Raw genomic sequence first — 26,470 nt, forward strand, 5'->3', positions numbered from 1 at the left:
CCGCGTGACAGGATCGACACCGGAAGGCGCACGCATCGGCACATACAGCGCACCGCGCCCGTGCGCGGCCGGCTCGAACTCGAAGGGGAGTGCACCATGGCCACGAAACCGCCCGCAGGTGACCCGGTCCAGGACGCACCGAGGGTCGAACCGGCGCAGCACGCCGCCGCCGGGCTGCCGGCCGTGGCCCACAGCCTGCTCATCGCCCAGCAGCAGATGGGCGTGCGGCGCACCGCGCAGACCCTCCTCAAGGTCAACCAGAAGGACGGCTTCGACTGCCCCGGCTGCGCCTGGCCCGAGGGCGACAAGCGGCACACGGCGGAATTCTGCGAGAACGGCGCCAAGGCCGTCGCCGAGGAGGCGACGCTGCGCCGCGTCACCCCCGGCTTCTTCGCCGCGCACCCCGTCGCCGACCTCGCCTCGCGCAGCGGGTACTGGCTGGGCCAGCAGGGCCGGATCACCCAGCCCATGTACCTCCCGGAGGGCGCCGAGCGGTACGAGGCGGTGACCTGGGAGCGGGCCTTCGGCATCATCGCCGAGGAGCTGGGCGCGCTCGGCTCCCCCGACGAGGCCCTCTTCTACACCTCGGGGCGCACCAGCAACGAGGCCGCGTTCCTGCTCCAGCTCTTCGCCCGCGAATTCGGCACCAACAACCTCCCCGACTGCTCCAACATGTGCCACGAGTCCTCCGGCTCGGCGCTGACGGAGACCATCGGCATCGGCAAGGGCAGCGTCTCGCTGGAAGACCTCCACCGAGCGGACCTGATCATCGTCGCCGGGCAGAACCCCGGCACCAACCATCCCCGGATGCTCTCCGCCCTGGAGAAGGCCAAGTCCGCGGGTGCGAAGATCATTTCGGTGAATCCGCTGCCCGAGGCCGGCCTGGAGCGGTTCAAGAACCCGCAGACCCCGCTCGGCATGATCAGGGGCGCCGCGCTCAACGACCTCTTCCTGCAGATCCGCATCGGCGGCGACCAGGCACTCTTCCGGCTCCTCAACAGAATGATCCTGGAGACCGCGGGCGCCGTCGACGAGACCTTCGTACGGGAACACACCCATGGTTACGAGGAGTTCGCGGCCGCGGCCCGCGAAGCCGACTGGGAGCAGACCCTCACCGCCACCGGCCTCACCCGCGGCGCCATCGAGGAGGCCCTCGCGATGGTCCTCGCCTCGAAGCGCACCATCGTGTGCTGGGCCATGGGCCTCACCCAGCACAAGCACTCCGTGCCGACCATCCGCGAAGTCGTCAACCTCCTCCTGCTGCGCGGCAGCATCGGCCGTCCCGGCGCCGGAGTCTGCCCCGTCCGCGGCCACTCCAACGTCCAGGGCGACCGCACCATGGGCATCTTCGAGCGGCCCGCTCCCGCCTTCCTCGACGCCCTCGACAAGGAATTCGGGATCACCTCACCGCGCCACCACGGCTACGACGTCGTCCGCTCCATCCAGGCCCTGCGCGACGGCGACGCCAAGGTCTTCTTCGCCATGGGCGGAAACTTCGTCGCGGCCACCCCCGACACGCAGGTCACCGAGGCCGCGATGCGCCGCGCCCGCCTCACCGTCCACGTCTCCACCAAACTCAACCGCTCGCACGCCGTGACCGGTACCCGCGCGCTGATCCTGCCGACGCTGGGCCGCACCGACAAGGACGTCCAGGCGAGCGGCAAGCAGTTCGTCACCGTCGAGGACTCCATGAGCATGGTCCACGCCTCGCGCGGCAACCTCACCCCCGCGAGCCCCCACCTGCTCTCCGAGCCCGCCATCGTCGCCCGCCTCGCCCGCGCCGTCCTCGGCCCCGGATCGGCCACCCCCTGGGAGGAGTTCGAGAAGGACTACGCGACGATCCGCGACCGCATCTCCCGCGTCGTCCCCGGCTTCGAGGACTTCAACGCCCGCGCCGCCCTGCCCGGCGGTTTCACCCTCCCGCACGCCCCGCGCGACGAGCGCCGCTTCCCCACCGCGACCGGCAGGGCCAACTTCACCGCCGCACCCGTCGAATACCCCGAACTCCCCGAAGGCAGACTGCTGCTGCAGACCCTGCGCTCGCACGACCAGTACAACACCACGATCTACGGCCTCGACGACCGCTACCGCGGCATCAGGGACGGCCGCCGCGTCGTCCTGGTCAACCCCGACGACGCCCGCGCCCTCGGCCTGGCCGACGGCGCGTACACCGACCTGGTCGGCGAGTGGAAGGACGGGGTGGAGCGCCGCGCACCCGGCTTCCGCATCGTCCACTACCCGACGGCCCGGGGCTGCGCCGCCGCCTACTACCCGGAGACCAATGTGCTGGTCCCCCTCGGCGCCACGGCCGACACCAGCAACACCCCCGCCAGCAAGTCCGTCGTCGTGCGCTTCGAGAACGTCCGGGCGCAGAACGCCCGGGGCTGATCCGGGCACACAATCCACTAAGCGTTCGCTCAGTCGTCTGATAAGAACGATGCACACAGCAATAAAGCTATGAACCACCGCAGACGATCGGAGCCGGACCCCATGGGCGAGCACACCACACCCAAGTTCCCCCAGGAGATCATCGACGAATACGCCGCACTCGGCGTCGACCTGCCCGCCCTGTTCTCCGCCGGCCACCTCGGCGAGCGGATGGGCGTCACGATCGTCGAGGCCTCCGCGGACCGCGTCGTCGGCACCATGCCCGTCGAGGGCAACACCCAGCCCTACGGGCTGCTCCACGGCGGCGCCTCCGCCGTCCTCGCCGAGACCCTCGGCTCGATCGGCTCCATGCTCCACGGCGGCGCCTCCAAGTTCGCCGTGGGCGTCGATCTGAACTGCACCCACCACCGAGGGGTACGCAGCGGCCTCGTCACCGGCGTCGCCACCCCCGTACACCGCGGCCGCTCCACCGCCACGTACGAGATCACCATCACCGACGAGCACGACAAGCGGGTCTGCACCGCCCGCCTCACCTGCATGCTCCGCGACGCGTCCGGCCCCGGCACCGCCTGACCGACCGGAACACAACGCAACGCACCCTCGACACCGCTGCCCGGCCGGACCGCAAACCGGCCGGGCAGCAGCATTCCCACTCACAACCCCCCGTGCGCACAGCGCAGTTGAGCAAACAAACCGGCCAACTCCATTGACCACAGGGTCCTTTGTGTGGCCCACTCGGCACCCCGGCCACACTCGGCGCACACAACACCGCGTCGACCACATCCCGCCCGATGTAACACTGCGTAACCGGCGCGCCTTGCGCGAACACCCCCGCGCCACACCCCGGCCCCGACCCCGCAGCCGCCGGGCGACCCCGCACGCCCCCGCGAACCCCTCCACACCCCGCATCGCGCGACAGCAGCAAGATCGGCCCAAGCCCCTTAGCAGAGCTGGGCGTTCTCACCATGCGGTCACTTCGCCGACCGGTAAAAAACCGTACATGTCAGCACAGCCACCTCAAGCCTTGCTCAAGGGCATAACAAGACAGTCACATCCTGCGGCGGACCCATCCCGGACCACCACACCTGCGCCTAGAGTCACCGCCAGTCACCGCGCCGCCGGGCGCGTCCAGCACGGCCCTGTACCAACCAGTACGGCCCGGCGAACGACACGGCACCTCAAGCAGAGGAGGCCGCGCCAGGGAAAGGACCTTTCGTGCGACACCGTTCTTTGCTCATACTCACCACAGTGCTCACCACCGGAGCACTGACACTCACCGCCTGCGGGTCGCGCGACGACAGCAACAACAGCAGCAGCGGCGACACCAAGACCGTCGTCATCGGCGTCGACGCGCCCATCACCGGCGACCTGTCCGCCCTCGGCCTCGGCATCAAGAACTCCGCGGACCTCGCCGCCAAGACGGCGAACAAGGAAAAGACCGTCCCCGGCATCAAGTTCGAGGTCAAGCCGCTCGACGACCAGGCACAACCCTCCGTCGGCCAGCAGAACGCCCAGAAGTTCATCGACGACGACACCGTCGTCGGCGTCGTCGGCCCGCTCAACTCCGGCGTCTCCCAGTCGATGCAGAAGCCGCTCAACGACGCCGGCCTCACCCAGGTCTCCCCCGCCAACACCGGCACCGAGCTCACCCAGGGCGAGAACTGGAAGACCGGCGACAAGAAGCGCCCCTTCAAGACCTACTTCCGCACCGCCACCACGGACCAGATCCAGGGCGCCTTCGCCGCGAAGTACCTCTTCAACGACGCGAAGATCAAGCAGGTCTACCTCATCGACGACCAGAAGCCCTACGGCGCCGGCCTCGCCGCCTCCTTCAAGAACACCTTCACCACCCTCGGCGGCAAGATCGTCGGCTCCGACCACGTCAACCCCGACGACCGCGACTTCAACGCCGTCGTCACCAAGGTCAAGAAGTCCGGCGCCAAAGCCGTCTACTACGGCGGCGAATACCCCGCCGGCGCACCCCTGAGCCAGCAGCTCAAGGACAGCGTCCAGATCCCCCTCATGGGCGGCGACGGCATGTACAGCGCCGACTTCATCAAGCTCAACAAGAAGGCCCAGGGCGACATCGCCACCTCCGTCGGCAAGCCCGTCGAGGAACTCGACTCCGCCAAGAAGTTCATCGCGGACTACAAGACGGCCGGATACAAGGACGCCTACGAGGCCTACGGCGGCGGCACCTACGACGCCACCTGGTCGATCATCGAAGCCGTCAAGCTCGCCGTCTCCGAGAACGACGGCAAGCTCCCCGACGACGCCCGCGCCAAGGTCCTCGACGCCATGAGCAAGGTCAAGTTCGACGGCGTCACCGGCCCGGTCTCCTTCGACGAATACGGCGACACCACCAACACCATGATGACCGCCTACCAGGTCGACGGCGGCAAGTGGACCTCCAAGCTCAGCGAGGCCTACAAGCCCTGATCCACGCCCTCCCGGCCCCACACTGAACGACACCAGACCGCGCGGGAGCGCCACCAGCGCTCCCGCGCGGTGCCATATCCGAACCACTCCACGGAGGCCCTGCGGTGAACGAACTGCCGCAACAGCTGGCCAATGGACTCATCCTCGGCGCGATGTACGGTCTCATCGCGATCGGCTACACGATGGTCTACGGAATCATCCAGCTCATCAACTTCGCCCACGGCGAGATCTTCATGATCGGAGGCTTCGGAGCTCTCACCGTGTACCTCTGGATGCCGGCCGGCGTCTCCCTCCTCGCAATCATCCCACTCATGATCATCGGCGGCGTCATATGCTCCGTCGCCGTCAGCGCAGCCGCCGAACGCTTCGCCTACCGGCCCCTGCGCAACGCCCCCCGACTCGCCCCCCTCATCACCGCGATCGGACTCTCCCTCGCACTCCAGCAAGCCATCTGGAAGTGGTACCCCGACGCGAAGAAGGACCGCTCCTTCCCCCAGTTCAAGGGCGAAGCGATCGACATCTTCGGCGCCCACATCCAACGCGGTGACCTCTTCGTCCTCATCACCGCACCCATCTGCATGCTCGCCCTCGGACTCTTCGTCTCCAAGACCCGCTCCGGCCGCGGCATGCAAGCCACCAGCCAAGACCCCGACACCGCAAAGCTCATGGGCATCAACACCGACCGCATCATCGTCATGGCCTTCGCCATCGGTGCCGCGTTCGCCGCCGTCGCCGCCGTCGCCTACGGACTCAAAAACGGCCAGATCGGCTTCAAAATGGGCTTCATCATGGGCCTCAAAGCCTTCACCGCAGCCGTACTCGGCGGCATCGGCAACATCTACGGCGCCATGCTCGGCGGCGTCGTACTCGGAGTCGCCGAATCCCTCGCCACCGGCTACATGAGCAACGTCCCCGGCATGGAACTCTTCGGCGGCGGCGCCTGGAAGGACGTATGGGCCTTCGTCCTCCTCATCGTCGTCCTGCTGCTCCGCCCCCAGGGCCTGCTCGGCGAACGCGTCGCGGATCGGGCGTGATACGGATGACCACCACCACCAACACCGCCACCCCCGAGACCGCCCCCTTCCTCCCCGTCCCCGCAGCCGCGGCCCGCATCGGCACCCTCGCGGGCGCCGCCGTCGCACTCGCCGGCACCTTCCTCGCCTGGACCTGGACCAGCGAATTCCCCGGCGACCTCACCGTCACCGGCTACCCCGGCGGCCTCCAGGTCCTCACCCTCATCAGCGCCGCACTCACCCTGCTCTACGCCCTCTCCGGGTACGGCATCCGAGGCCTCGGCTGGCTCACCCCCGGCGGCACCAACAGCCCCGTCCGCCTCCTGGCACTCGGCACCTTCGGCACCACCGGCTACACCATCGGCGCCATCGCCTACGACCTCGGCGGCATCGTCAACCTGGAACCCGGCGCCTGGGTCAGCGGCATCGGCGCCCTCATCGCCGCCGTCGCCGCCCTCGGACTCCCCGGCGACCAGCCACACACCAACACCCTCCCCGGCACCACGACCACCGCCTGGCAGCGCTTCCGCAACAGCCTCAGCGCCCCACCGGCCCGCCACGCCAAGGCGCTCCCCGACTGGGCCGAGATCCTCATCATCGTCGTGTCGTTCGGCATCGGCCTCCAGGTCTTCGCCTACGGCATCGACACCGACTACACCGAACTCTTCATCGGCTTCCTCATCACCGTCGGCTTCGCCTTCACCGCACTCCACCGGGCCGGACTCGTCTCCCGCCTCACCGCGCTGACCACGAAGCACCGCAACATCACCCTCGCCGCCGCCCTCGTCGCCGCCGTCTGCTTCCCGTTCACACAGCAGAAGGAGGAATACGCGCTCATCGGCGCCAACATCCTCATCTTCGGCACCGTGGCACTCGGCCTCAACGTCGTCGTCGGCCTCGCCGGCCTCCTCGACCTCGGATACGTCGCCTTCCTCGGCGTCGGCGCCTACGCCGCCGCCCTCGTCTCCGGCTCCACCATGTCGGCCATCGGCGTCGAATTCCCCTTCTGGGCCGCCGTCCTGACCGGCGCCGGCGCCTCGCTCGTCTTCGGCGTCCTCATCGGCGCCCCCACCCTGCGACTGCGCGGCGACTACCTGGCCATCGTCACCCTCGGCTTCGGCGAGATCTTCCGCCTCACCGTGAACAACCTCAACGGCAACAGCGGCCCCGACCTCACCAACGGCTCCCAAGGCATCCCGAGCATCCCCGACCTCAAATTCTTCGGATTCGACTTCGGGCTCAAACACGACATCCTCGGCTTCAACCTCGGCAGGTCCGCCAACTACTACCTGCTGATGCTCGTCTTCACCGCCGTCGTCGTACTCGTCTTCCGCCGCTCCGGAGAATCCCGCATCGGCCGCGCCTGGGTCGCCATCCGCGAGGACGAAACCGCGGCCACCGCCATGGGCATCAACGCCTTCCGGCTCAAACTGCTGGCCTTCGCCCTCGGCGCCACCCTCGCCGGCCTCGCCGGAACCGTCCAGGCACACGTCAACTACACCGTGACACCCGAGCAGTACCAATTCGCCGGCTCCGTACCACCCAACTCCGCGTTCCTCCTCGCCGCCGTCATCCTCGGCGGCATGGGAACCCTCAGCGGACCCCTCGTCGGCGCCGCACTGCTCTACCTCATCCCGGCCAAGCTCCAGTTCATGCAGGACTACCAGCTCTTCCTCTTCGGCGTCGCACTCATCCTCCTGATGCGCCTGCGCCCCGAAGGCCTGGTCGCCGACCGCAGGAAGCAACTCGAATTCCACGAGACCGACCAGCCCGACGTACCGGAGCCACGGCAGTCCGACAAGACCGGCGCCGGCATCGCCAAGGCGGGGGCGTGACCACCATGACCACCACCACGAAGACCGCCACCACCGTCCTCGACGCCAACGGCGTCACGATGCGCTTCGGCGGCCTCACCGCCGTACGCAACGTCGACCTCACCGTCAACGCAGGCGAAATCGTCGGCCTCATCGGCCCCAACGGCGCCGGCAAGACCACCTTCTTCAACTGCCTCACCGGCCTGTACGTCCCCACCGAGGGCAAGGTCAGCTACCAAGGCACCGTCCTGCCGCCCAAGCCCCACCTCGTCACCCAGGCAGGCATCGCCCGCACCTTCCAGAACATCCGGCTCTTCGCCAACATGACCGTCCTGGAAAACGTCCTCGTCGGACGCCACACCAGGACCAAGGAAGGCCTCTGGTCCGCCCTCCTGCGCCTCCCCGGCTTCACCAAAGCCGAGCACGCCAGCCGCGAACGAGCAAGAGAACTCCTGGAGTTCATCGGCCTCCAGGACAAGGCCGACCACCTCGCGCGCAACCTCCCCTACGGAGACCAGCGCAAACTGGAGATCGCCCGCGCACTCGCCAGCGACCCCGGACTCCTGCTCCTCGACGAGCCCACCGCCGGCATGAACCCGCAGGAAACCCGCGTCACCGAAGAACTCATCTTCGCCATCCGCGACCAGGGAATCGCCGTCCTCGTCATCGAGCACGACATGCGGTTCATCTTCAACCTCTGCGACCGCGTCGCCGTCCTCGTCCAGGGCGAGAAGCTCGTCGAAGGCACCTCCGACGTCGTCCAGAGCGACGAACGCGTCGTCGCCGCCTACCTCGGCACCCCCTTCGAAGGCGCCCCCGGCGCCGACGAGGTCGCCGAGGTCGAAGCCGCCGAAGCAGGCGCCACCAAAACAGCCGGCACCACCGGCACCCCTGGTGCCCCTGGCACCACCGGCACCACCGGCACCACCAGCGCCGAGGAGGAGGACACCCGATGACCGCACTGCTGGAGGTCGAGGACCTCCGTGTCGCCTACGGCAAGATCGAAGCCGTCAAGGGCATCTCCTTCACCGTCGAAGCCGGCCAGGTCGTCACCCTCATCGGCACCAACGGTGCGGGCAAGACCACCACCCTGCGCACCCTCTCCGGACTGCTCAAGCCGGCCGGCGGCCGCATCGTCTTCGACGGCAGACCACTCACCGACATCCCCGCCCACAAGATCGTCTCCCTGGGTCTCGCCCACTCCCCCGAGGGACGCCACATCTTCCCCCGGCTGACGATCACCGAGAACCTCCAACTCGGCGCCTACCTCCGCAACGACAAGGCAGGCATCGAGAAGGACATCCAGCGCGCCTACGACCTCTTCCCCATCCTCGGGGAACGCCGGAAGCAGGCCGCCGGAACCCTCTCGGGCGGCGAACAGCAGATGCTCGCCATGGGCAGGGCCCTCATGTGCCGGCCCAAACTCCTGATGCTCGACGAACCCTCCATGGGCCTCTCCCCGATCATGATGCAGAAGATCATGGAGACCATCGTCGAACTCAAGGCCCAGGGCACCACCATCCTGCTCGTCGAGCAGAACGCCCAGGCCGCACTCTCCCTCGCAGACCACGGCCACGTCATGGAGGTCGGCAAGATCGTCCTCTCCGGCACCGGCGCGGACCTCCTCCACGACGAGTCCGTCCGCAAGGCCTACCTCGGCGAGGACTGACCCCCTCCCGTACACACGACAGAGGCCCGCACCCCGATCGAACCGGGGCGCGGGCCTCTCTCACGGCCACGCGCGACTACTGATCGCCGTCCTTCGCCGCCTTCTTCTTCTCCTCGGCGTCCTCGATCAACGCCTCCGCAAGCTGCTGCATGGACAGCCGACGGTCCATCGACGTCTTCTGGATCCACCGGAACGCGGCCGGCTCCGACAGCCCGTAGTCCGTCTGCAGAATGCTCTTCGCCCGGTCCACCAGCTTCCGCGTCTCCAACCGCTGCGCGAGGTCGGCGACCTCACCCTCCAGCGCCTTCAGCTCCGCGAACCGCGACACCGCCATCTCGATGGCCGGCACCACATCGCTCTTGCTGAACGGCTTCACGAGGTACGCCATCGCCCCGGCGTCCCTGGCCCGCTCGACGAGATCGCGCTGCGAGAACGCGGTGAGCATCAGGACAGGCGCGATGGACTCCTCCGCGATCTTCTCCGCAGCGGAGATCCCGTCGAGGACCGGCATCTTCACATCGAGGATGACCAGGTCCGGCCGGTGCTCCCGGGCCAGCTCGACAGCCCTCTGCCCGTCGCCGGCCTCACCGACGACCGCATAGCCCTCTTCCTCCAGCATCTCTTTGAGGTCGAGACGGATGAGCGCCTCGTCCTCGGCGATGACGACGCGGGTCGTCAGCGGCGGAACGTGCGACTTGTCGTCGTCGGCGGCGGGCTGGGGCGACTCGGGGGCGGTCACGGGGACTCCTCGTTCCAAGGGCTGGTACAGCTCCTATGAGCCTACCTAGCAGCGGACCGGGCGTGTCACCCGGTACACTTTCGGGCAGCGACCTCGCCGGGTTGGTGGAATGGCATACACGGATGTCTCAAACACATCTGCCCGAAAGGGCTTGCGGGTTCGAATCCCGCACTCGGCACCCATGAGGCAAAGCGGATGTTCACGTTCTCGTGAACATCCGCTTTTTGCTGCACTCCGCAGCGAGGAATCACTCAGGGTGTTCGTATGAACTTCCACGGACCCGAACTACGGCAGAAGGCGCTCACCCTTCTCCGAGACGGCGCAAAGAACGCGGACGTGGCGCGGAAGCTGAATGTGCCGACGGGCACCATCAGCTACTGGAAGCACATGGACCGCGCCAAACGTGGCGAGTGCCCGGGAGCCCACCGTTCCTTCTGCCCTCGATGCGAAGGAGAGTTGGACCGCTCGGCGTACGCCTACCTTCTCGGCCTCTATCTCGGAGATGGGCACATAGTCCAGAACAGGGCCATGCACACGCCCAGCCTGTCCGTCGCGTGCGCAGATTCATGGCCTGGCCTTATGGACCTGTGCGAGAGCGCCATGCGCGCCATCTTCCCCGGGAATTCCGTATGCAGGGTCCGCAGCAAGGGATGCCACCAGGTCAAGATGTACTCGAAGCACCTTTGGTGCCTTTTCCCCCAGCACGGCCCCGGTAGAAAGCACGAGCGCCAGATCACCCTCGAGGCCTGGCAACAGGAGATCGTGGACGCACACCCGTGGGAGTTCATCCGCGGCCTGATCCACTCCGACGGATGCCGCATCATTAACTGAACCACCCGCCTCGTCGGCGGGAAACGGAAGCGCTATGAGTACCCGCGCTACTTCTTTACCAACAAGTCCGACGACATCCGCAAGCTCTTCTCCGACGCCCTCGACAAGGTCGGAGTCCAGTGGACGACCCTCGCTCGCGGCAGCGATCCGTTCAACATCTCCGTCGCCCGACGGGCATCCGTCGCACTCATGGATGCTCACGTCGGGCCGAAATACTGAGAGGCCCTACTTCGGGCTGTCGTCCTCGCCGATGCGGTGCACCCGGACCAGGTTCGTCGATCCCGGAACCCCCGGCGGGGAGCCGGCCGTGATGACCACGACGTCGCCCTTCTCGCAACGGCCGATCTTCAGCAGCTCCTCGTCGACCTGGGCCACCATCGCGTCCGTCGATTCCACGTGCGGGCCGAGGAAGGTCTCGACGCCCCAGGTCAGGTTCAGCTGGGATCGGGTGGCCGGGTCCGGGGTGAAGGCCAGGAGCGGAATGGGCGAGCGGTAGCGGGAGAGGCGCCGGACCGTGTCGCCGCTCTGGGTGAAGGCGACCAGGAACTTGGCGCCCAGGAAGTCGCCCATCTCGGCCGCCGCGCGGGCCACCGCGCCGCCCTGGGTACGGGGCTTGTTGCGGTCGGTCAGGGGCGGGAGGCCCTTGTCGAGGATGTCCTCCTCGGCGGCCTCGACGATGCGGGACATCGTGCGGACCGTCTCGACGGGGTACTTGCCCACGCTGGTCTCGCCGGAGAGCATCACCGCGTCCGTACCGTCGATGACCGCGTTGGCGACGTCGGAGGCCTCGGCGCGGGTGGGGCGGGAGTTGTCGATCATCGAGTCGAGCATCTGGGTGGCGACGATGACCGGCTTGGCGTTGCGCTTGGCGAGTTTGATCGCGCGCTTCTGGACGATCGGCACCTGTTCCAGGGGCATTTCGACGCCGAGGTCGCCGCGGGCGACCATGATGCCGTCGAAGGCGGCGACGATGCCGTCGATGTTCTCGACCGCCTGGGGCTTCTCCACCTTGGCGATGACGGGGAGGCGGCGGCCCTCTTCGTCCATGATGCGGTGGACGTCCTCGATGTCGCGTCCGCTGCGGACGAAGGAGAGGGCGATGATGTCGGCGCCGGTGCGCAGGGCCCAGCGGAGGTCTTCGATGTCCTTTTCGGAGAGCGCGGGGACGGAGACGGCGACGCCGGGGAGGTTGAGGCCCTTGTGGTCGGAGACCATGCCTCCCTCGATGACGGTGGTGCGGACGCGGGGGCCGTCCACCTCGGTGACTTCGAGGGTGACGCGGCCGTCGTCGACGAGGATGCGTTCGCCTGCGGTGACGTCGGTGGCCAGGCCGTCGTAGGTGGTGCCGCAGGTGTGGCGGTCGCCTTCCACGGGTTCGACGGTGATGGTGAAGGTGTCGCCGCGTTCAAGGAGTACGGGGCCTTCGCGGAAGCGTCCGAGGCGGATCTTCGGGCCTTGAAGGTCGGCGAGGATGCCGACGCTGCGGCCGCTCTCGTCGGAGGCCTTGCGTACGCGGTGGTACCGCTCTTCGTGTTCGGCGTAGGTGCCGTGGCTGAGGTTGAGGCGGGCGATGTCCATTCCCGCTTCGACCAGTGCCTTGATCTGGTCGTATGAGTCGGTGGCGGGGCCCAGGGTGCAAACGATTTTTGCTCGGCGCATGGTTCGAGCCTAAGCCTTACCTACGGGTAGTTAGTTGGCCGTACATGACTGCTCAACAACCTTTGAATGAAGGGTTGTTGACAAGTGTTGAATTGTGCACCGGGGTGCTCGGATGAGCATTCTCTTTATAGTTTTGGCGGTGACATGGTGAAGCGGGCGTTCACCTGTGCGTAGACGGTCTGGCGTTGTGGTTCGAGGTCGAGGGCGGGGGCGGGTTCGGCTGCCGCTCCTCCGTAGGCGGCGCGGCTGTGGATGCCGCCGGGGGCGACGGGCATGGGGGCGGCGAGGGGGGCGTTCTCCGCGCCGAGGTCGGCGAGTTCTACCAGGGCGGTGAGGTGGGCGCCGAGGGCGTCGGCGTATTCGCGGGCTCGCTGGACGGCTTCGCGTACGGCGTGGCGGCGGGCGTTCGCGTGGGCGGGAGAGTCGGGGCGCAGGGACCACCAGGGGCCGTTGACGCGTGTCATGTCGAGGTCGGCGGTGCGGGTGGTGAATTCGCCGAGTGCGGTGAAGTCGTTGAGGACGGCGGTGACGTGGACGCGGCCGTGGTAGGCGCGGATTTTTTCGTCGCGGCCGCGTTGGGTGAGTTCGGGAGTGATGGAGAATGCGCCGGTTTCGAGTTTTTCGACCGCTTGTCCGTAGGTTCGGGCGAGTTCGAGGACGTGGTTGTTGCGTCGGGTGAGGTCTTCGAGGGCGGCGCGGCGGTCTCTTCCGCGGGCGCTGATGGTGATGGCGATGGTGGCGGTTTCGGGGTCGACTTCGAGGCGGGCTTCGCCCCGGACGGCGACGCGGGGGTGGTCGGGGGTGCCGTAGGGCGGCGGGGTGTCGGTCATGCGTCCACTGTCGCATCCGGGTGCGACAGCGGGTGGTCATCAGATCGAAACCCGCAGGGGGTGTTGCGGGGTGTGGCTCCTGGGTCATTATCTACGCGCGTTGTGTACGGCGGGAGCTGAGCTGTGCGAGGGCTGAGCCGTACGGGAACCGGGCTGTTCGAGTACGGGGCCGTACGAGAACCGAGCTGTACGAGTACTGAGCTGTATGAGAACTGAGATGTGGGAGACGAAATGCCGCTGAACCGTAGGACGTTCCTGGGCACATCGGCGGCCGCCGGTGCCGGTGTGGCGATCGCGGGTGGCTCCGCCGTTCCTGCCGCCGCCCACGGTGGTGGCCATGGGCATGGTCACGGGCGTCCGCCGAAGCGGTACTCGTTCACCGTGATGGGTACTACCGATCTGCACGGGAACGTCTTCAACTGGGACTACTTCACCGACAGCGAGTTCGACGACAAGGCCCACAACGATGTCGGTCTGGCGAAGATCTCGACCCTGGTGGACCAGGTGCGCCGCGAGAAGGGCCGCCACAACACCCTGATGATCGATGCGGGTGACACGATCCAGGGCACCCAGTTGTCGTACTACTACGCGAAGATCGATCCGATCACGGCGAAGCGTGGCCCGGTGCATCCGATGGCGCAGGCGATGAACGCGATCGGTTACGACGCCGCGGCGCTCGGCAACCACGAGTTCAACTATGGCATCCCCGTGCTGCGGAAGTTCGAGGAGCAGTGCCACTTCCCGCTGCTGGGTGCGAACGCGCTGGACGCGAAGACGCTGCGGCCGGCGTTCGCGCCGTATGTCATCAAGAGGATGCGTACCCCGCACGGTCGGGATGTGAAGGTGGCGATTCTGGGTCTGACGAACCCGGGCATCGCGATCTGGGACAAGGCGAACGTCAGTGGGAAGATGGTGTTTCCGGGGCTGGAGGAGCAGGCGGCGAAGTTCGTGCCGCGGTTGCGTTCCATGGGTGCCGATGTCGTGATCGTTTCGGCGCACTCGGGCAACAGTGGTACGTCGTCGTACGGTGATCAGATCCCGTATGTCGAGAACGCGGCCGGTCTGGTGGCCGAGCAGGTTCCGGGTATTGACGCGATCCTGGTGGGGCACGCGCATCTGGAGATTCCCGAGTACTTCGTGGAGAACAAGCAGACCGGTAAGAAGGTGGTGCTCTCCGAGCCGTTGAAGTGGGGGCAGCGGTTGACGCTGTTCGACTTCGACCTGGTGTGGGAGAAGGGTCGCTGGGTGGTGGAGAAGGCGGGTTCGCAGGTGTTGAACTCCAACACGGTGGACGAGGACCCGAAGATCACGAAGCTGCTGGTGGACGAGCACAGGAAGGTCGTGGCGTACGTCAACCAGGTCATCGGCACGTCGACGGCGGCGATGACGACGGCGGAGGCGGCCTGGAAGGACGAGCCGATCATCGATCTGATCAATGTCGTCCAGGCGGAGACGGTGAAGGCGGCGCTGGCGGGTGGTGAGTACGCGGCGCTTCCTGTGCTCTCGCAGGCGTCCTGTTTCTCGCGTACGGCGCAGATTCCGGCCGGGAAGGTGACGATCAAGGATGCGGCGGGGCTGTATCCGTTCGAGAACACGCTTGAGGCTCGGTTGCTGACGGGTGCGCAGATCAAGGACTATCTGGAGTTCTCGGCGCGGTATTACGTGCAGACCGCGGCGGGTGCTCCGGTGGACACGGCGAAGCTGACGAACGCGGACAACACTCCGGACTACAACTATGACGCGGTGTCGGGTCTGACGTATGACATCGACATCGCGAAGCCGAATGGTGCGCGGATCGTGAATCTGGCGTTCGAGGGCAAGCCGATCGATCCGGCTGCGCGGTTCGTGCTGGCGGTGAACAACTATCGGGCGAGCGGTGGTGGCAATTTCCCGCATGTGGCGGGTGCCAAGCAGTTGTGGGCGAACTCGGAGGAGATCCGTAACACGATCATTTCCTGGGTGCAGGCGAAGGGTTCGGTGGACGGTGCGCAGTTCGCTTCGGTGGACTGGCGGCTGACGCGGGACGGCACGCCGGTGTTCTAGGCGGTTGTTGCCGGGGTGTGCGGGTGTGGGTGGGCGGCCGTCCTCTCTTTTCGGAGGGGGCGGCCGCTTTCTGTCGGTGTGTTCTGGGGTCAGTTGCCCTGGACGAGGGGGATGAGGTCGGGGCTGCGGGTGGGGGCGGGTGGGGTGCGGGGGGTGAGGCCGAAGGTGGTGAAGGCGGTGCGTTCGGGGAGGGGGTAGGGGTTGGTGCCGGTGAGGTCGTTGAGGATGGTGGCGCTGCGCCAGGCGGCGAGTCCGAGGTCGGGGGCGCCGACGCCGTGGGTGTGGCGTTCGGCGTTCTGTACGTAGACGTTGCCGGTGACGGTGGGGTCGAGGACGAGGCGGAACCGGTCGTCGATGCGGGGGCGTGCGGAGGCGTCGCGGCACATGTAGGGGTCGAGGCCGGTGAGGATGCGGTCGAGGGAGCGTTCGCGGTAGCCGGTGGCGAGGACGACGGCGTCGGTGGTCAGGCGGGAGCGGGTGTTCTGCTGGGTGTGTTCGAGGTGGAGTTCGATGCGGGTGTTGGCGATGCGTCCTGCGGTGCGTACGCAGACGCCGGGGGTGAGGGTGGTGTCGGGCCAGCCGCCGTGGAGGGTGCGGCGGTAGAGCTCGTCGTGGATGGCGGCGATGGTGTCGGCGTCGATGCCTTTGTGGAGCTGCCATTGGTGGGGGACGAGTTCGTCGCGTACGGATTCGGGGAGGGCGTGGAAGTAGCGGCTGTAGTCGGGGGTGAAGTGTTCCAGGCCGAGTTTGGAGTACTCCATGGGGGCGAAGGCCTGGGTGCGGGCGAGCCAGTGGAGTTTTTCGCGGCCTGTGGGGCGGGCGCGGAGGAGGTCGAGGTAGATCTCGGCGCCGGACTGTCCGGATCCGATGACCGTGATGTGTGTGGCGTCGAGGAGCTTTTCGCGGTGGTGGAGGTAGTCGGCGGAGTGGATGACGGGTACGGCTTCGGCTTCGGCGAGGGGTTTGAGGGGGTCGGGGATGTGGGGTTCGGTGCCGATTCCGAGGACGATGTGGCGGGTGTGGGCGCGGCCGAGTGCTTCGGCTTCGCCGTGGGTGCCGAGTTGGGTGAAGTCGACTTCGAAGAGGTGTCGTTCGTTGTTCCAGCGGACGGCGTCGACCTGGTGGCTGAAGTGCAGGTCGGGGAGGTGGTCGCTGACCCAGCGGCAGTAGGCGTCGTATTCGGCGCGTTGGATGTGGAAGCGTTCGGCGAAGTAGAAGGGGAAGAGCCGGTCGCGGCTGCGGAGGTGGTTGAGGAAGGTCCAGGGGCTTGCGGGGTCGGCGAGGGTGACGAGGTCGGCGAGGAAGGGGACTTGGAGGCTGGCTCCGTCGATGAGGAGGCCGGGGTGCCAGTGGAAGGCGGGGCGTTGTTCGTAGAAGGTGGTGGCGAGGGGGTGGGGGGTGCCGGGGATGCCGTGGGCGAGGGCGGCGAGGGAGAGGTTGAAGGGGCCGATGCCGATGCCGACGAGGTCGAGTGGTCGGTCGGTCTCGGGGGTGGGCAGGTCGGTCATCGGAGGGTGTTGCCTTCCGCGAGGTCGTGGGCGAGGTGGTCGACGAGGTCGAGGAGTGTGCGGAGGTCGTCGGGGGTGGTGTGGGGGTTGAGGAGGGTGGCTTTGAGCCAGAGGCGGTCGTGGGTGTGGGCGCGGCCGAGTACGGCGTGGCCGCGGGTGAGGAGGGTGCGGCGGATGGTGGCGACGGTGTGGTCGTCGGCGTTGGTGGGGCGGAAGAGGACGGTGCTGATGGTGGGGCGGTCGTAGAGGTCGAGGGTGGGGGTTTTGGTGATGAGGTCGGCGAGGTGGTGGGCGGTGGCGATGGTGCGGTCGATGAGGTCGGCGAGTCCGGTGCGGCCGAGGGCCTTGAGGGTGACGGCGATCTTGAGGGCGTCGGGGCGGCGTGTGGTGCGCAGGGAGCGGCCGAGGAGGTCAGGGAGGCCGGCTTCGGTGTCGTCGTCGGCGTTGAGGTAGGAGGCGCGGTGGTGGAGTGCGTCGAGGTGGGCGCGGTGGGGGACGGCGAGGATGCCTGCGGACGCGGGTTGCCAGCCGAGTTTGTGCAGGTCGAGGGTGACGCTGTGGGCGCGGTCGAGGCCGTGGACCTTGCCCTGGTGGGTGGGGCTGAAGAGGAGGGGTCCGCCGTAGGCGGCGTCGATGTGGAGTTCGGCGCCGTGGGTGGTGCAGAGGTCGGCGATGTCGGTGAGGGGGTCGATCTGGCCGGTGTCGGTGGTGCCGGCGGTGGCGGTGACGAGCAGGGGGCGGTGGAGTTCGGTGAGTGCTTCGTCGAGTGCGGCGAGGTCCATGGTGCCTGCGGGGGCGGGGATGACGACGGGTTCGGGGAGTCCGAGGAGCCAGGCGGCGCGGGTGATGCTGTGGTGGGCGTTGGCGGCGCAGATGGTCTGTACGGGGCCGTTGCGTTCGCGGGCGAGGAGGAGGGCGAGTTGGTTGGCTTCGGTGCCGCCGGTGGTGACGAGTGCGTCGGGTGAGGGTTGGTGGGGGTAGATCTCGGCGGCGAGGGCGGTGGTGATGTCGGCTTCGAGGGCGGAGGCTGCCGGGGCTTGGTCCCAGGAGTCCATGGAGGGGTTGAGTGCGGAGGCGGCGAGGTCTGCGGCGGTGGCGAGGGCGAGGGGCGGGGTGTGGAGGTGGGCTGCGCAGAGTGGGTGCGCGGGGTCTGCGGCGCCTTCGGCGAGGGCGCCGACGAGGGTGCGCAGGGCGTCGTGGGGGTCGGTGCCGTGGTCGGGGATGACAGGGTGGGTGGTGGTGCGCATCCGAGGGGTGACGGCGTCGGGTCCGCCGGCGGGGAGGGGGCCGTTGCGTCGGCGGGCGCCGTCGTGGAGTGCGGTGAGGACGGTGTCGATGAGGGGGCGCAGGGCGGTGGGGCCGGTGGTCGATCCGGCGAGGGGTGGGGTGGACATGGTGGCGGGGCCCTTCGGGTGCGCGCGGTGGGCATGGGTGGACGTGCCAGCTTGTCCGGGTTTTCGTGGGCGCGGTTGCAGAGCTCGGTGATCTGAACTCGAAAGGGGGATGTGGATGGGGCGGGGGGTCGTTGTGGGGGGTTCTGGTGGTATGGGTGTGGCGTCGGACATGGGTGTGCCCGGCGCCTCCCTGTGTGGTGGGGTGGCGCCGGGCACGGGTGGTGCGGGCCTTGAGGCGGGCACGGGTGGTGCGGGCCTTGAGGTCGTAGTGCGGGCCTCAAGGCGGGCACGGGTGGTGCGGGCCCCGTGGGGTCGGTGGGGTCAGTGGGCGTTGCGTACGGCGAGCGCGCGGCGCAGGTCGTCGACCTGGTCGATGAGCTTGCGGCGCAGGGCCGGGATGAGGTCCTTTTCGTTCAGGGCCTGTTCGCCGAGGTGGAGGTTTTCCGCGTCGACGGCGTGTCCGGGGAAGGCGTAGCGGCCGGCGGCTTCGGCGATGGCGGGGCCGCGGCGGCCGGCGAGCCGGGTCGCTTCGGGGTAGTAGCGGGGCACGTAGTCCCGTACGAGGTCGGCCTGTTCGGGCTGCCAGAAGCCCTGGGCGGTGGCGGTGAAGAGGTAGTTGGAGAGGGTGTCGTCGTTGAACAGGGCGTCCCAGGCGGCGGCCTTGGCCTGGGGGGTGGGGAGGGCGGCGCGGCAGCGGGCGGCGCCTTCCTGTCCGGTGGCGCTGGGGTCCTGTTCGAGTTCGGCGGCGATGGTGGTCTCGTCGGTGGCGCCGAGGACGGAGAGGCGGGTGAGGATGCGCCAGCGCAGTTCGGGGTCGAGTTCGGGTCCGCCGGGGACGGTGCCGTTGGTGAGCCAGTCCTGGATGGTGTCGGGCTGGGTGGCGGCTTCGATGAGGTGGCGTACGGCGATGAGGCGCAGGCCGGGGTTGTGGCCGTCCTCGGTGCGGCGGATGAGGTCGCGGCACAGGGCGGTGAGGGTGGCGAGGGCGGCGGGGCGGTTCTCGGGGGTGAGGTAGCGGCCGGCGATGTGGGTGTCGGCGAAGGCGAGTACGCCTTGGACGAGGGCGAGGTCGGTCTCGTGCGGGAGGTGTGCGCGGGCTGCTTCGAGGTAGGTGGTGGGGGCCAGTTCGCCGTCGCGGACCATGTCGCGGGCGGTGTTCCAGACGACGGCGCGGGTCAGTGCGTCGGGGATGCCGGACAGGTCGCGTACGGCGGTGTCCCAGGATGTGCTGTCGAGGCGGACCTTGGCGTAGCTGAGGTCGCCGTCGTTGAGGACGACGAGGGCGGGGCGGCGGCCGGGGAGGGCCTTGGCCGTGCCGTTCTGGGGGACGTCGATCTCGAACCGGTCGCGCAGGACGAGTCGGCCGGGGCCGGAGTGGGTGTCGGGGGCGTGGTCGTAGGCGCCGACGGCGATGCGGTGGGGGCGGCTGCCGTCGTGGTCGACGGTGAGGGACCACGTGCCGTCGGATTCCTCGGCGTGGGGGGTGAGGGTGTCGACTCCGGTGGTGCGCAGCCAGGAGTCGGCCCAGGCGTGGACGTCGCGGTCGGTGGCCGAGGCGAGGTTGTCGATGAAGTCGGCGAGGGTGGCGTTGGCGAACTTGTGGCGGGCGAAGTGGGCGTTGATGCCGGCGAGGAAGTCCTTCTCGCCGAGCCAGGCGACGAGTTGGCGCAGGGCGGATGCGCCCTTGGCGTAGGAGATGCCGTCGAAGTTGAGCATCGCGGACGCGGTGTCGGGGACGGCGGCGGGGTCGGGGGCGACGGGGTGGGTGGAGGGGCGCTGGTCGGCGTCGTATCCCCAGCCCTTGCGGGCGACGCCGAAGTCGACCCAGGTGTCGGTGAAGCGGGTGGCCTCGGCGAGGGTCTGGTAGCCCATGTACTCGGCGAAGGACTCGTTGAGCCAGATGTCGTCCCACCAGGCGAGGGTGACGAGGTCGCCGAACCACATGTGGGCCATCTCGTGGGCGATGACCATGCCTCGGGTCTGGCGTTCGGTGTCGGTGACGGCGGAGCGGTAGACGAATTCGTCGCGGAAGGTGACGAGTCCGGGGTTCTCCATGGCGCCGGCGTTGAACTCCGGTACGAAGGCCTGGTCGTAGGAGTCGAAGGGGTAGGGCTCGTCGAACTTCTCGTGGAAGCGGTCGAAGCAGGCGCGGGTGATGTCGAGGATCTCGTCGGCGTCGGCGTCGAGGTACGGGGCGAGCGAGCGGCGGCAGTGGATGCCGAAGGGCAGTCCGGCGTGCTCGGTGGTCACGGAGTGCCAGGGGCCTGCGGCGACGGCGACGAGGTAGGTGGAGATCAGCGGGGTGGCGGCCAGGGTCCAGCGGCCGTCGCCGCGGTGCTCGGCGATGCCGTTGCCGAGGACGGTCCAGCCGTCGGGGGCGGTGATGGCGAGTTCGAAGACGGACTTGAGGTCGGGCTGGTCGAAGGCGGCGAAGACGCGCTGGACGTCCTCCATGAACAGCTGGGTGTAGACGTACGTCTCGCCGTCGGTCGGGTCGGTGAAGCGGTGCATGCCTTCGCCGGTGCGGGAGTAGCGCATGGCGGCGTCGATGCGGATCTCGTGCGCGCCGGCGGTGAGTGCGGTGAGCGGGAAGCGGTTCTCGACGAGGTGGGCGGGGTCGAGGGGCTGTCCGTCGAGGCTGATCGAGCGCAGGGTGGCCGGCTTGAGCTCGACGAACGTGTCCCCGGCCGCGGTGGCGGTGAACTGGATGACGGTGCGGGAGTCGAAGGTCTCCTCCCCTCCGGTCAGATCGAGGTCGATCGTGTACCGGTGTACGTCGAGGAACTGGGCTCGGGTCTGCGCTTCGTCGCGCGTCAGTACGGACATGTGTCCATGCTGCCGTACGGGGCGGGCCGGGCGCAGGCGGGTTCTGCCAACGGCTGATCGGCGTCGGACGGGGCCCCGCGGAGTCCGTTCGGGGTTCCGGGCGGTACCGGTTCGGGGTGTCGGACGCTCTTGGCGGTGTACGGGCCGTGGGACGGGCTGATCGCGTCCTCGGCGGTCTCCGGCGCGGCGGCGGTGCAGCGGGAAGGTTGGGGACGCACCGACTACGAGGGTGCGGGTCTCGGTACGGCACTTGCCGGTGTCGGCGGTCCGGAGTGCGCAGAGCCGGTCGGCGTCGGGTTCGACGAGGTCGGCGACGCGATGGAGCAGCCGGCGCGGAGGCGTCGGGTGGCGTCCCCGGTGGCGCGCGCGGCGGCGGTGGCCTCCTCTGCGCCGGCGAGGGGGCGGCGTGCACGCCCCGGAGTGCCGGTTGACGCGAGCGGCTAATGCCATTAGCTTAAGGGCTACAAGCATTAGCCCGGAGGGTGGACATGACCGAATTCCTGACGATCGACGGCGGGCAGCTGGCGTACGACGTGACCGGCGTGGGCCCGCTGATCGTGCTCGCCCACGGCATGGGCGACAACAGAGCGGCCTACCGGGACACGGCCGCCCGGTTCGTGGCGGCCGGATGGCGGGTCGCCTGCGTGGACCAGCGCGGCCACGGTGAGTCCAGCACCGGCTGGGCGTCCTACACCCGCACCGACGCGGCGGCCGACCTCCTCGCCGTGATCCGGCACCTGGGCGGCCCCGCCGTGATCGTGGGCCACTCCTTCGCCGGCGGCGCTGCCACCATCGCGGCGGCCCAGGAGCCCGAACTGGTCAGCGCGGTCGTGGAGATCAGCCCGTTCACCCGCGCGCAGAAGATCAGCCCGCGCTCCCTGCTGTCCCACGCCCGCTACCGCAAAGGCATGACCCTGCTGATGGGCGCCGGCCTGCTGCGCAGCGTCGGGTTGTGGAAGCGTTACCTCGACCACGCCTACCCGGGCGTCAAGCCCACTGGATACGCCGACCATGTCGCCGCCCTGGAGACCGACCTGCGCAGGCCGGGCCGGATGGCCGTCGTCAGCAGGATGGGCATGTCCGCGCCCACGGACGCCGGTGCGTGTCTCGGCGCCATCCGGTGCCCCGCTCTGGTCATCGAGGGCACGCTCGACCCCGACTGGGCCGACCCCGGAGCCGAGGGCGAGGGCATCGTGGCCGAGATGCCCGCAGGGCTCGGCCGGCTCGTGCTGATCGAGGGAGCCGGTCACTACGCGCACGTCCAGTTCCCGGACGAGGTCGCCTCGGCCGTCCTGGCCTTCCTCAAGGTGGGCGCGCGTGGCTAGGGCGGCGCTCACCACGGATGCCGTCGTCGATGTCGCGCTGCTGGCCATCGACGAGAAGGGCCCCGCCGCGCTGACCCTGTCGGCGGTGGCCGACCGGGCGGGCGTCGCCACCCCGTCCCTCTACAAGCACGTGCGCAACCTGGCCGAACTGCGCGACCTGATGTCGGCGCGCATCATGAACGAGATCGCGGACCAGGTCGGCGAGGCCGTGCTGGGGCGCTCCGCCGACGAGGCGATCCGCGCGCTCATGGTGGCCTGGCGGCGCTACGCGCTGCACCACCCGCACCGCTACTCGGCACTCGTCCAGACACCCGAGCCGCACACGGCCGAGGCCGGGGCGCGACTGATCAACATCATGCTCGCCACCTTCCGCGCCTATGGAATGGCCGACTCCGCGGCGATTCACGCGGCCCGCTGCCTGCGAGCGGCCGTCCACGGCTTCGCGGTTCTGGAGACCGAGGGCGCCTTCGGACTGCCGGAGAAACTGGACGAGAGCTACGACCTGCTGATCCACATGATGATCACGGGCCTGCGCGCACCTCGCTGATCAGCCGGTGATGAGGGACCACCGGCCGACCCCGCGGGGCCGCGTCGTCCGCGGCGACCGAGGTCGGCAGGGGTGATTCCCCGGAGCCGCCCCCACGGCGCTCACGACGTCTGCCCGTTCGTCGCCGACTCCTCCGCGATCCGCTCGTGATGGCGGATGACCTCCGCCACGATGAAGTTCAGCAGCTTCTCCGCGAAGGCCGGATCCAGATGCGCGCTCTCCGCCAGTTGCCTCAGCCGGGCGATCTGCCTGCTCTCTCGGGCCTGGTCGGCCGGGGGCAGCCGGTGGGCGGCCTTGAGGTGGCCGACCTGCTGGGTGCACTTGAAGCGCTCGGCGAGCATATGGACAACAGCGGCGTCAATGTTGTCGATGCTCTCGCGCAGCCGGTTCAGTTCCGCGCGCACGGACTCGTCGATGTCCCTCGTGGTCATGGTCAGCGAGCTTACGGCCTCCCCCACGAGGGGGAACGGGCTCTGTCGCGCGGGAGGGCGTGAGCCCGGCCCGGCTCAGAGGGCCGGGCCCTGGGGGGCGATCGTGGGTGGGTGGTCCGGATCCGGGACCTGGTCGCTCCAGCCGCCCGGCACGTTGCGGCCCTGCTGTTCGCGGAAGCGGACCGGGGCCGCGCCGACCCGGCGGGCGAAGAGGCGGGAGAAGTACGCCGGGTCGTCGTACCCCACGCGCCGGGCGACGGCGGCGACCGGCAGGTCCGTGGCGGCGAGGAGGTCCTTGGCGTGGCCGAGCCGGATGCCGAGGAGGTAGTCCTTGGGGCTGCAGCCCGCGCCCCGGCGTACCGCCGTGCGCAGCTCGGCGGGTGTCATGCCGTGCCGTGCGGCGTGCTCGGCGACGGACAGTGACTGGAAGGCGTCGCGGGCGAGGGCCTGGAGGACGGGGTCGCCGTCGGGGCTGACATCGGCGCGGGCCCGGCGCAGGGCGACGAGGAGTTCGTGGACGGCGGCGCCGGTCTCCACCTCCAGCAGCGGGTTGCCGCGCCTGGCCGCCCGGACCATCCGGCCCACCGCGGCGCGGGGGCCCGCCGTGTCGGCGAGCGGGACGAGCGGGCGGTCGGGCTCGATGTAGCCGAGTTCGGTGTATGTGGCGGTGGCGGGGCCGGTGAAGTCGACGAAGCTCTCGTCCCAGCCGGTGCCCGGATCGGCGCCGTAGTGGTGCGGGGTGCCGGGGGTCAGCCAGATGAGGCTGGGCGCGACGACGGGTACGCGGCGGCCGTCTGAGCCGCTGAACCAGCCGCTGCCGGAGTTGACGACGACGGCGACGTGGTGGTCCAGGGTGCGCGGGCCGACCGTCGGCAGAGCGCCGTGCTGCAGGCCCACGCCCAGGCAGACGAGGCCCAGCCGGTGGTGGAGCGGGCTGGGAGTGAAGAAGCGCATCCAGGTGTGGTACATCGGCCTTTCCTCCTCCCCTTTCGCTTTCTTTGCGCTGGTCCGAACAATTGTGTCCAAACAGCAGTGATCTTTGTCCATGGACCGGCGGCACGCCAGGGGGCGAGGGTTGGTTGCAACATTCCTCCCGGGTTCGCCCGCTCCGTGGTGCGTGCCGTCGTGCGACTCCGGGTGCGCGCGGCTCCGGGGGACCGCGCGCACAGGAGAGTACGAGCACGATGGCTGACTTCACCGTGGGGGACGACCACTTCCGGCTCGACGGGAAGCCCGTACGGCTGCTGTCGGGGGCCCTGCACTATTTCCGGGTCCATGAGGCGCAGTGGGACCACCGGCTGTCGATGCTGCGCGCCATGGGCCTCAACTGCGTCGAGACGTATGTGCCGTGGAATCTCCATGAGCCGCGGCCCGGCCGGTTCCGGGACGTGACGGCGCTGGGCCGCTTCCTGGACGCGGCGCAGCGGGCCGGGCTGTGGGCGATCGTCCGCCCGGGTCCGTACATCTGCGCCGAGTGGGAGAACGGCGGTCTGCCGGCCTGGGTGACGGGGCGGTTCGGACGGCGGGCGCGGACCCGTGACGAGGAGTACCTGGGCGCCGTGGAGCGGTGGTTCGCGGTGCTGCTGCCGCAGGTGGTGCAGCGGCAGATCGGGCGCGGCGGTCCGGTGATCATGGTTCAGGCGGAGAACGAGTACGGGAGCTACGGCACCGATCAGGTCTACCTCCGGCGGGTGGCCGGGATGCTCCGGGAGCACGGGGTGACCGTGCCGCTGTTCACCTCCGACGGACCGGAGGACCACATGCTCACGGGCGGCTCCGTGCCGGGGCTGCTCGCCACGGCGAACTTCGGCTCGGGTGCGCGGGAGGCGTTCGAGGTGCTGCGCCGCCATCAGCCGAGGGGACCGCTGATGTGCATGGAGTTCTGGTGCGGGTGGTTCGAGCACTGGGGGGCCGAGCCGGTCGTGCGTGATCCCGGGCAGGCCGCCGACGCGCTGCGGGAGATCCTGGAGTGCGGGGCCTCGGTGAACATCTACATGGCGCACGGGGGCACGAACTTCGCCGGATGGGCGGGGGCCAACCGGTCCGGTCCGCTCCAGGACCAGGACTTCCTGCCGACGGTGACCTCGTACGACTACGACGCGCCGATCGACGAGTACGGCCGTCCCACGGAGAAGTTCCGGCAGTTCCGCGCGGTGCTCGCCGCGTACGCGGACGGGCCGCTTCCGGAGCTGCCGCCCGAGCCCACCGGCCTGGCTGCTGCGGTACGGGTGGAGCTGACGGGCCATGCGACGCTGAGCGCCGTCCTGGAGGCGCTGGGCGATGAGGAACCGGCGCCGTGCGGCGTTCCGCCGACCTTCGAGGAGCTGGGTGTCGACCGGGGCCTGGTGCGCTACCGGGTCGATGTCCCTGGCCCGCGCCGTCCGTACACCCTGGGTGTGACGGGGCTCCGGGACCGGGCCGTGGTGTATGTGAACGGTGTCCGCGAGGGTGTGCTGAGCGACGAGAACGGCACTCTGGACGAGCCGGTGGCCGGGCCCGCGGAGGTCGAGCTGTGGGTGGAGTCGCTGGGCCGTGTCAACTACGGGCCGCGGCTCGGTGAGCCCAAGGGGATCACGGGCGGGGTGCTGCACGAGCGGCAGTTCCTGCACGGTGTACGGGCCCGTGCGCTGCGGCTGGAGGCGTTCGAGGAGCCGGACGCGCTGGCCGCGGTGGCCTTCGGGAGCGTCGACGGGGCCGGGCGCACGGGGCTGTTCCGGGGCGCCTTCGACATCGCGGGGGTGGACGGCACCGGACACGCGGGGCTCGAACTGCCGGGCTGGACGCGCGGGTTCGTGTGGGTGAACGGTTTCTGCCTGGGGCGCTACTGGTCGGCGGGTCCGCAGCGGACGCTGTACGTGCCGGGGCCGGTGCTGCGGGAGGGTGCCAACGAGGTGTGGGTGCTGGAACTGGAGGACGCGGGCGCGCCCTGTGTGGAGCTGGGCCCGGGGGTGCCCGTCCGGACGGGCACCCCCGGGGATGTTCAGGTGTGAGTCAGATGCCGGCCGCGGCGGGGA

At 69.0% G+C, this 26,470-nt stretch carries 20 protein-coding genes, 1 tRNA gene and 1 pseudogene; 13 read left to right on the forward strand and 9 right to left on the reverse strand.

Going from position 1 to position 26,470, the window contains the following annotated elements:
- Positions 1 to 96 precede the first annotated feature (96 nt).
- The 7 genes from ACIOMQ_RS19765 (at position 97) to ACIOMQ_RS19795 (ending at position 9,323) form a co-directional block, all read left to right on the forward strand.
- A complete protein-coding gene (locus tag ACIOMQ_RS19765; RefSeq protein WP_401940784.1) occupies positions 97 to 2,388 on the forward strand; it encodes an FdhF/YdeP family oxidoreductase in 2,292 nt (763 codons plus the stop codon).
- Between the two features lie 102 nt (positions 2,389 to 2,490).
- Positions 2,491 to 2,961, forward strand: a complete 471-nt coding sequence (locus ACIOMQ_RS19770) for a hotdog fold thioesterase (protein WP_362206706.1) — start codon at positions 2,491 to 2,493, stop codon at positions 2,959 to 2,961.
- 657 nt (positions 2,962 to 3,618) lie between these two features.
- Entirely contained in the window at positions 3,619 to 4,827 is a 1,209-nt protein-coding gene (locus ACIOMQ_RS19775) for a branched-chain amino acid ABC transporter substrate-binding protein (RefSeq protein WP_362206753.1), read from the forward strand.
- Between the two features lie 104 nt (positions 4,828 to 4,931).
- Entirely contained in the window at positions 4,932 to 5,861 is a 930-nt protein-coding gene (locus tag ACIOMQ_RS19780; protein ID WP_362206705.1) for a branched-chain amino acid ABC transporter permease, read from the forward strand.
- A gap of 5 nt (positions 5,862 to 5,866) precedes the next feature.
- Positions 5,867 to 7,675: a branched-chain amino acid ABC transporter permease gene (locus ACIOMQ_RS19785; RefSeq protein ID WP_402189673.1), complete on the forward strand. Its 1,809-nt coding sequence runs from the start codon at positions 5,867 to 5,869 to the stop codon at positions 7,673 to 7,675.
- A gap of 5 nt (positions 7,676 to 7,680) precedes the next feature.
- Positions 7,681 to 8,610 (forward strand): ABC transporter ATP-binding protein, encoded by a 930-nt coding sequence (locus ACIOMQ_RS19790; protein WP_362206752.1) that lies wholly within the window; start codon positions 7,681 to 7,683, stop codon positions 8,608 to 8,610.
- Positions 8,607 to 9,323, forward strand: coding sequence for an ABC transporter ATP-binding protein (locus tag ACIOMQ_RS19795; protein WP_362206703.1), 717 nt, complete (start codon positions 8,607 to 8,609; stop codon positions 9,321 to 9,323). The genes ACIOMQ_RS19790 and ACIOMQ_RS19795 overlap by 4 nt, the downstream gene beginning before the upstream one ends.
- Before the next feature lie 76 nt (positions 9,324 to 9,399).
- Here the strand turns inward: ACIOMQ_RS19795 and ACIOMQ_RS19800 are convergent, their stop codons facing one another.
- A complete protein-coding gene (locus ACIOMQ_RS19800; protein WP_362206702.1) occupies positions 9,400 to 10,062 on the reverse strand; it encodes a response regulator in 663 nt (220 codons plus the stop codon).
- A gap of 95 nt (positions 10,063 to 10,157) precedes the next feature.
- Here ACIOMQ_RS19800 and ACIOMQ_RS19805 point away from each other — a divergent pair.
- Both ACIOMQ_RS19805 and ACIOMQ_RS19810 read left to right on the forward strand, forming a co-directional pair.
- Positions 10,158 to 10,240: transfer RNA gene (locus tag ACIOMQ_RS19805), tRNA-Leu, on the forward strand.
- Positions 10,241 to 10,326: 86 nt separating this feature from the next.
- A pseudogene (locus tag ACIOMQ_RS19810) lies at positions 10,327 to 11,112 on the forward strand (helix-turn-helix domain-containing protein).
- A gap of 6 nt (positions 11,113 to 11,118) precedes the next feature.
- On the opposite strand, the gene pyk reads toward ACIOMQ_RS19810, so the two are convergent.
- Both pyk and ACIOMQ_RS19820 read right to left on the reverse strand, forming a co-directional pair.
- The gene (gene pyk / locus ACIOMQ_RS19815; RefSeq protein WP_401756719.1) at positions 11,119 to 12,552 is read right to left on the reverse strand and encodes a pyruvate kinase; all 1,434 of its coding nucleotides are present in this window, start codon (positions 12,550 to 12,552) and stop codon (positions 11,119 to 11,121) included.
- Between the two features lie 125 nt (positions 12,553 to 12,677).
- Positions 12,678 to 13,382 carry an SIMPL domain-containing protein gene (locus tag ACIOMQ_RS19820; RefSeq protein ID WP_401940776.1) on the reverse strand — a complete coding sequence of 235 codons (705 nt, stop codon included), beginning with the start codon at positions 13,380 to 13,382 and terminating at the stop codon, positions 12,678 to 12,680.
- Between the two features lie 231 nt (positions 13,383 to 13,613).
- Here ACIOMQ_RS19820 and ACIOMQ_RS19825 point away from each other — a divergent pair, with 231 nt between their 5' ends.
- Positions 13,614 to 15,425: a bifunctional metallophosphatase/5'-nucleotidase gene (locus tag ACIOMQ_RS19825; RefSeq protein WP_402189676.1), complete on the forward strand. Its 1,812-nt coding sequence runs from the start codon at positions 13,614 to 13,616 to the stop codon at positions 15,423 to 15,425.
- A gap of 89 nt (positions 15,426 to 15,514) precedes the next feature.
- Here the strand turns inward: ACIOMQ_RS19825 and ACIOMQ_RS19830 are convergent, their stop codons facing one another.
- The 4 genes from ACIOMQ_RS19830 to ACIOMQ_RS19845 all read right to left on the reverse strand — a co-directional run bounded on the left by ACIOMQ_RS19830 (position 15,515) and on the right by ACIOMQ_RS19845 (position 21,371).
- Positions 15,515 to 16,933: a SidA/IucD/PvdA family monooxygenase gene (locus ACIOMQ_RS19830; protein ID WP_362206698.1), complete on the reverse strand. Its 1,419-nt coding sequence runs from the start codon at positions 16,931 to 16,933 to the stop codon at positions 15,515 to 15,517.
- The gene (locus tag ACIOMQ_RS19835; RefSeq protein ID WP_401264593.1) at positions 16,930 to 18,327 is read right to left on the reverse strand and encodes a pyridoxal phosphate-dependent decarboxylase family protein; all 1,398 of its coding nucleotides are present in this window, start codon (positions 18,325 to 18,327) and stop codon (positions 16,930 to 16,932) included. The genes ACIOMQ_RS19830 and ACIOMQ_RS19835 overlap by 4 nt, the downstream gene beginning before the upstream one ends.
- Positions 18,328 to 18,648: 321 nt before the next feature.
- The gene (gene pepN, locus ACIOMQ_RS19840; RefSeq protein WP_362206696.1) at positions 18,649 to 21,153 is read right to left on the reverse strand and encodes an aminopeptidase N; all 2,505 of its coding nucleotides are present in this window, start codon (positions 21,151 to 21,153) and stop codon (positions 18,649 to 18,651) included.
- Complete coding sequence (locus ACIOMQ_RS19845) at positions 21,141 to 21,371, reverse strand: hypothetical protein (protein ID WP_402189679.1); 231 nt, start codon at positions 21,369 to 21,371, stop codon at positions 21,141 to 21,143. Before ACIOMQ_RS19845 ends, pepN begins: the two co-directional genes overlap by 13 nt.
- 270 nt (positions 21,372 to 21,641) lie before the next feature.
- Between ACIOMQ_RS19845 and ACIOMQ_RS19850 the strand changes: the two genes are divergently transcribed.
- Both ACIOMQ_RS19850 and ACIOMQ_RS19855 read left to right on the forward strand, forming a co-directional pair.
- Positions 21,642 to 22,478 (forward strand): alpha/beta hydrolase, encoded by an 837-nt coding sequence (locus tag ACIOMQ_RS19850; RefSeq protein ID WP_362206694.1) that lies wholly within the window; start codon positions 21,642 to 21,644, stop codon positions 22,476 to 22,478.
- The gene (locus ACIOMQ_RS19855) at positions 22,471 to 23,025 is read left to right on the forward strand and encodes a TetR/AcrR family transcriptional regulator (RefSeq protein WP_401264597.1); all 555 of its coding nucleotides are present in this window, start codon (positions 22,471 to 22,473) and stop codon (positions 23,023 to 23,025) included. The genes ACIOMQ_RS19850 and ACIOMQ_RS19855 overlap by 8 nt, the downstream gene beginning before the upstream one ends.
- Before the next feature lie 101 nt (positions 23,026 to 23,126).
- Here the strand turns inward: ACIOMQ_RS19855 and ACIOMQ_RS19860 are convergent, their stop codons facing one another.
- Both ACIOMQ_RS19860 and ACIOMQ_RS19865 read right to left on the reverse strand, forming a co-directional pair.
- The gene (locus ACIOMQ_RS19860; RefSeq protein WP_362206692.1) at positions 23,127 to 23,456 is read right to left on the reverse strand and encodes a chorismate mutase; all 330 of its coding nucleotides are present in this window, start codon (positions 23,454 to 23,456) and stop codon (positions 23,127 to 23,129) included.
- Between the two features lie 75 nt (positions 23,457 to 23,531).
- Positions 23,532 to 24,425 carry an AraC family transcriptional regulator gene (locus ACIOMQ_RS19865; protein ID WP_362206691.1) on the reverse strand — a complete coding sequence of 298 codons (894 nt, stop codon included), beginning with the start codon at positions 24,423 to 24,425 and terminating at the stop codon, positions 23,532 to 23,534.
- A gap of 215 nt (positions 24,426 to 24,640) precedes the next feature.
- On the opposite strand from ACIOMQ_RS19865, the gene ACIOMQ_RS19870 reads away from it, so the two are divergent.
- On the forward strand, positions 24,641 to 26,446 hold the full coding sequence (locus ACIOMQ_RS19870) for a beta-galactosidase family protein (protein WP_402127757.1): 1,806 nt from the start codon (positions 24,641 to 24,643) through the stop codon (positions 26,444 to 26,446).
- Positions 26,447 to 26,470: the final 24 nt, after the last annotated feature.

The sequence above is a fragment of the Streptomyces sp. NPDC087845 genome, assembly GCF_044742755.1.
Lineage (GTDB): Bacteria > Actinomycetota > Actinomycetes > Streptomycetales > Streptomycetaceae > Streptomyces.

What these genes read in the sequence shown, in the direction of transcription:
- ACIOMQ_RS19770 (WP_362206706.1), top strand. Translation starts at nt 2,491, where the DNA reads ATGGGCGAGCACACCACACCCAAGTTCCCCCAGGAGATCATCGACGAA.
- pyk (WP_401756719.1), bottom strand. Translation starts at nt 12,552, where the DNA reads ATGCGCCGAGCAAAAATCGTTTGCACCCTGGGCCCCGCCACCGACTCA.
- ACIOMQ_RS19865 (WP_362206691.1), bottom strand. Translation starts at nt 24,425, where the DNA reads ATGTACCACACCTGGATGCGCTTCTTCACTCCCAGCCCGCTCCACCAC.
- pepN (WP_362206696.1), bottom strand. Translation starts at nt 21,153, where the DNA reads ATGTCCGTACTGACGCGCGACGAAGCGCAGACCCGAGCCCAGTTCCTC.
- ACIOMQ_RS19790 (WP_362206752.1), top strand. Translation starts at nt 7,681, where the DNA reads ATGACCACCACCACGAAGACCGCCACCACCGTCCTCGACGCCAACGGC.
- ACIOMQ_RS19765 (WP_401940784.1), top strand. Translation starts at nt 97, where the DNA reads ATGGCCACGAAACCGCCCGCAGGTGACCCGGTCCAGGACGCACCGAGG.
- ACIOMQ_RS19785 (WP_402189673.1), top strand. Translation starts at nt 5,867, where the DNA reads ATGACCACCACCACCAACACCGCCACCCCCGAGACCGCCCCCTTCCTC.
- ACIOMQ_RS19835 (WP_401264593.1), bottom strand. Translation starts at nt 18,327, where the DNA reads ATGTCCACCCCACCCCTCGCCGGATCGACCACCGGCCCCACCGCCCTG.
- ACIOMQ_RS19860 (WP_362206692.1), bottom strand. Translation starts at nt 23,456, where the DNA reads ATGACCACGAGGGACATCGACGAGTCCGTGCGCGCGGAACTGAACCGG.
- ACIOMQ_RS19820 (WP_401940776.1), bottom strand. Translation starts at nt 13,382, where the DNA reads ATGACCGACACCCCGCCGCCCTACGGCACCCCCGACCACCCCCGCGTC.
- ACIOMQ_RS19825 (WP_402189676.1), top strand. Translation starts at nt 13,614, where the DNA reads ATGCCGCTGAACCGTAGGACGTTCCTGGGCACATCGGCGGCCGCCGGT.
- ACIOMQ_RS19850 (WP_362206694.1), top strand. Translation starts at nt 21,642, where the DNA reads ATGACCGAATTCCTGACGATCGACGGCGGGCAGCTGGCGTACGACGTG.
- ACIOMQ_RS19795 (WP_362206703.1), top strand. Translation starts at nt 8,607, where the DNA reads ATGACCGCACTGCTGGAGGTCGAGGACCTCCGTGTCGCCTACGGCAAG.
- ACIOMQ_RS19870 (WP_402127757.1), top strand. Translation starts at nt 24,641, where the DNA reads ATGGCTGACTTCACCGTGGGGGACGACCACTTCCGGCTCGACGGGAAG.
- ACIOMQ_RS19830 (WP_362206698.1), bottom strand. Translation starts at nt 16,933, where the DNA reads ATGACCGACCTGCCCACCCCCGAGACCGACCGACCACTCGACCTCGTC.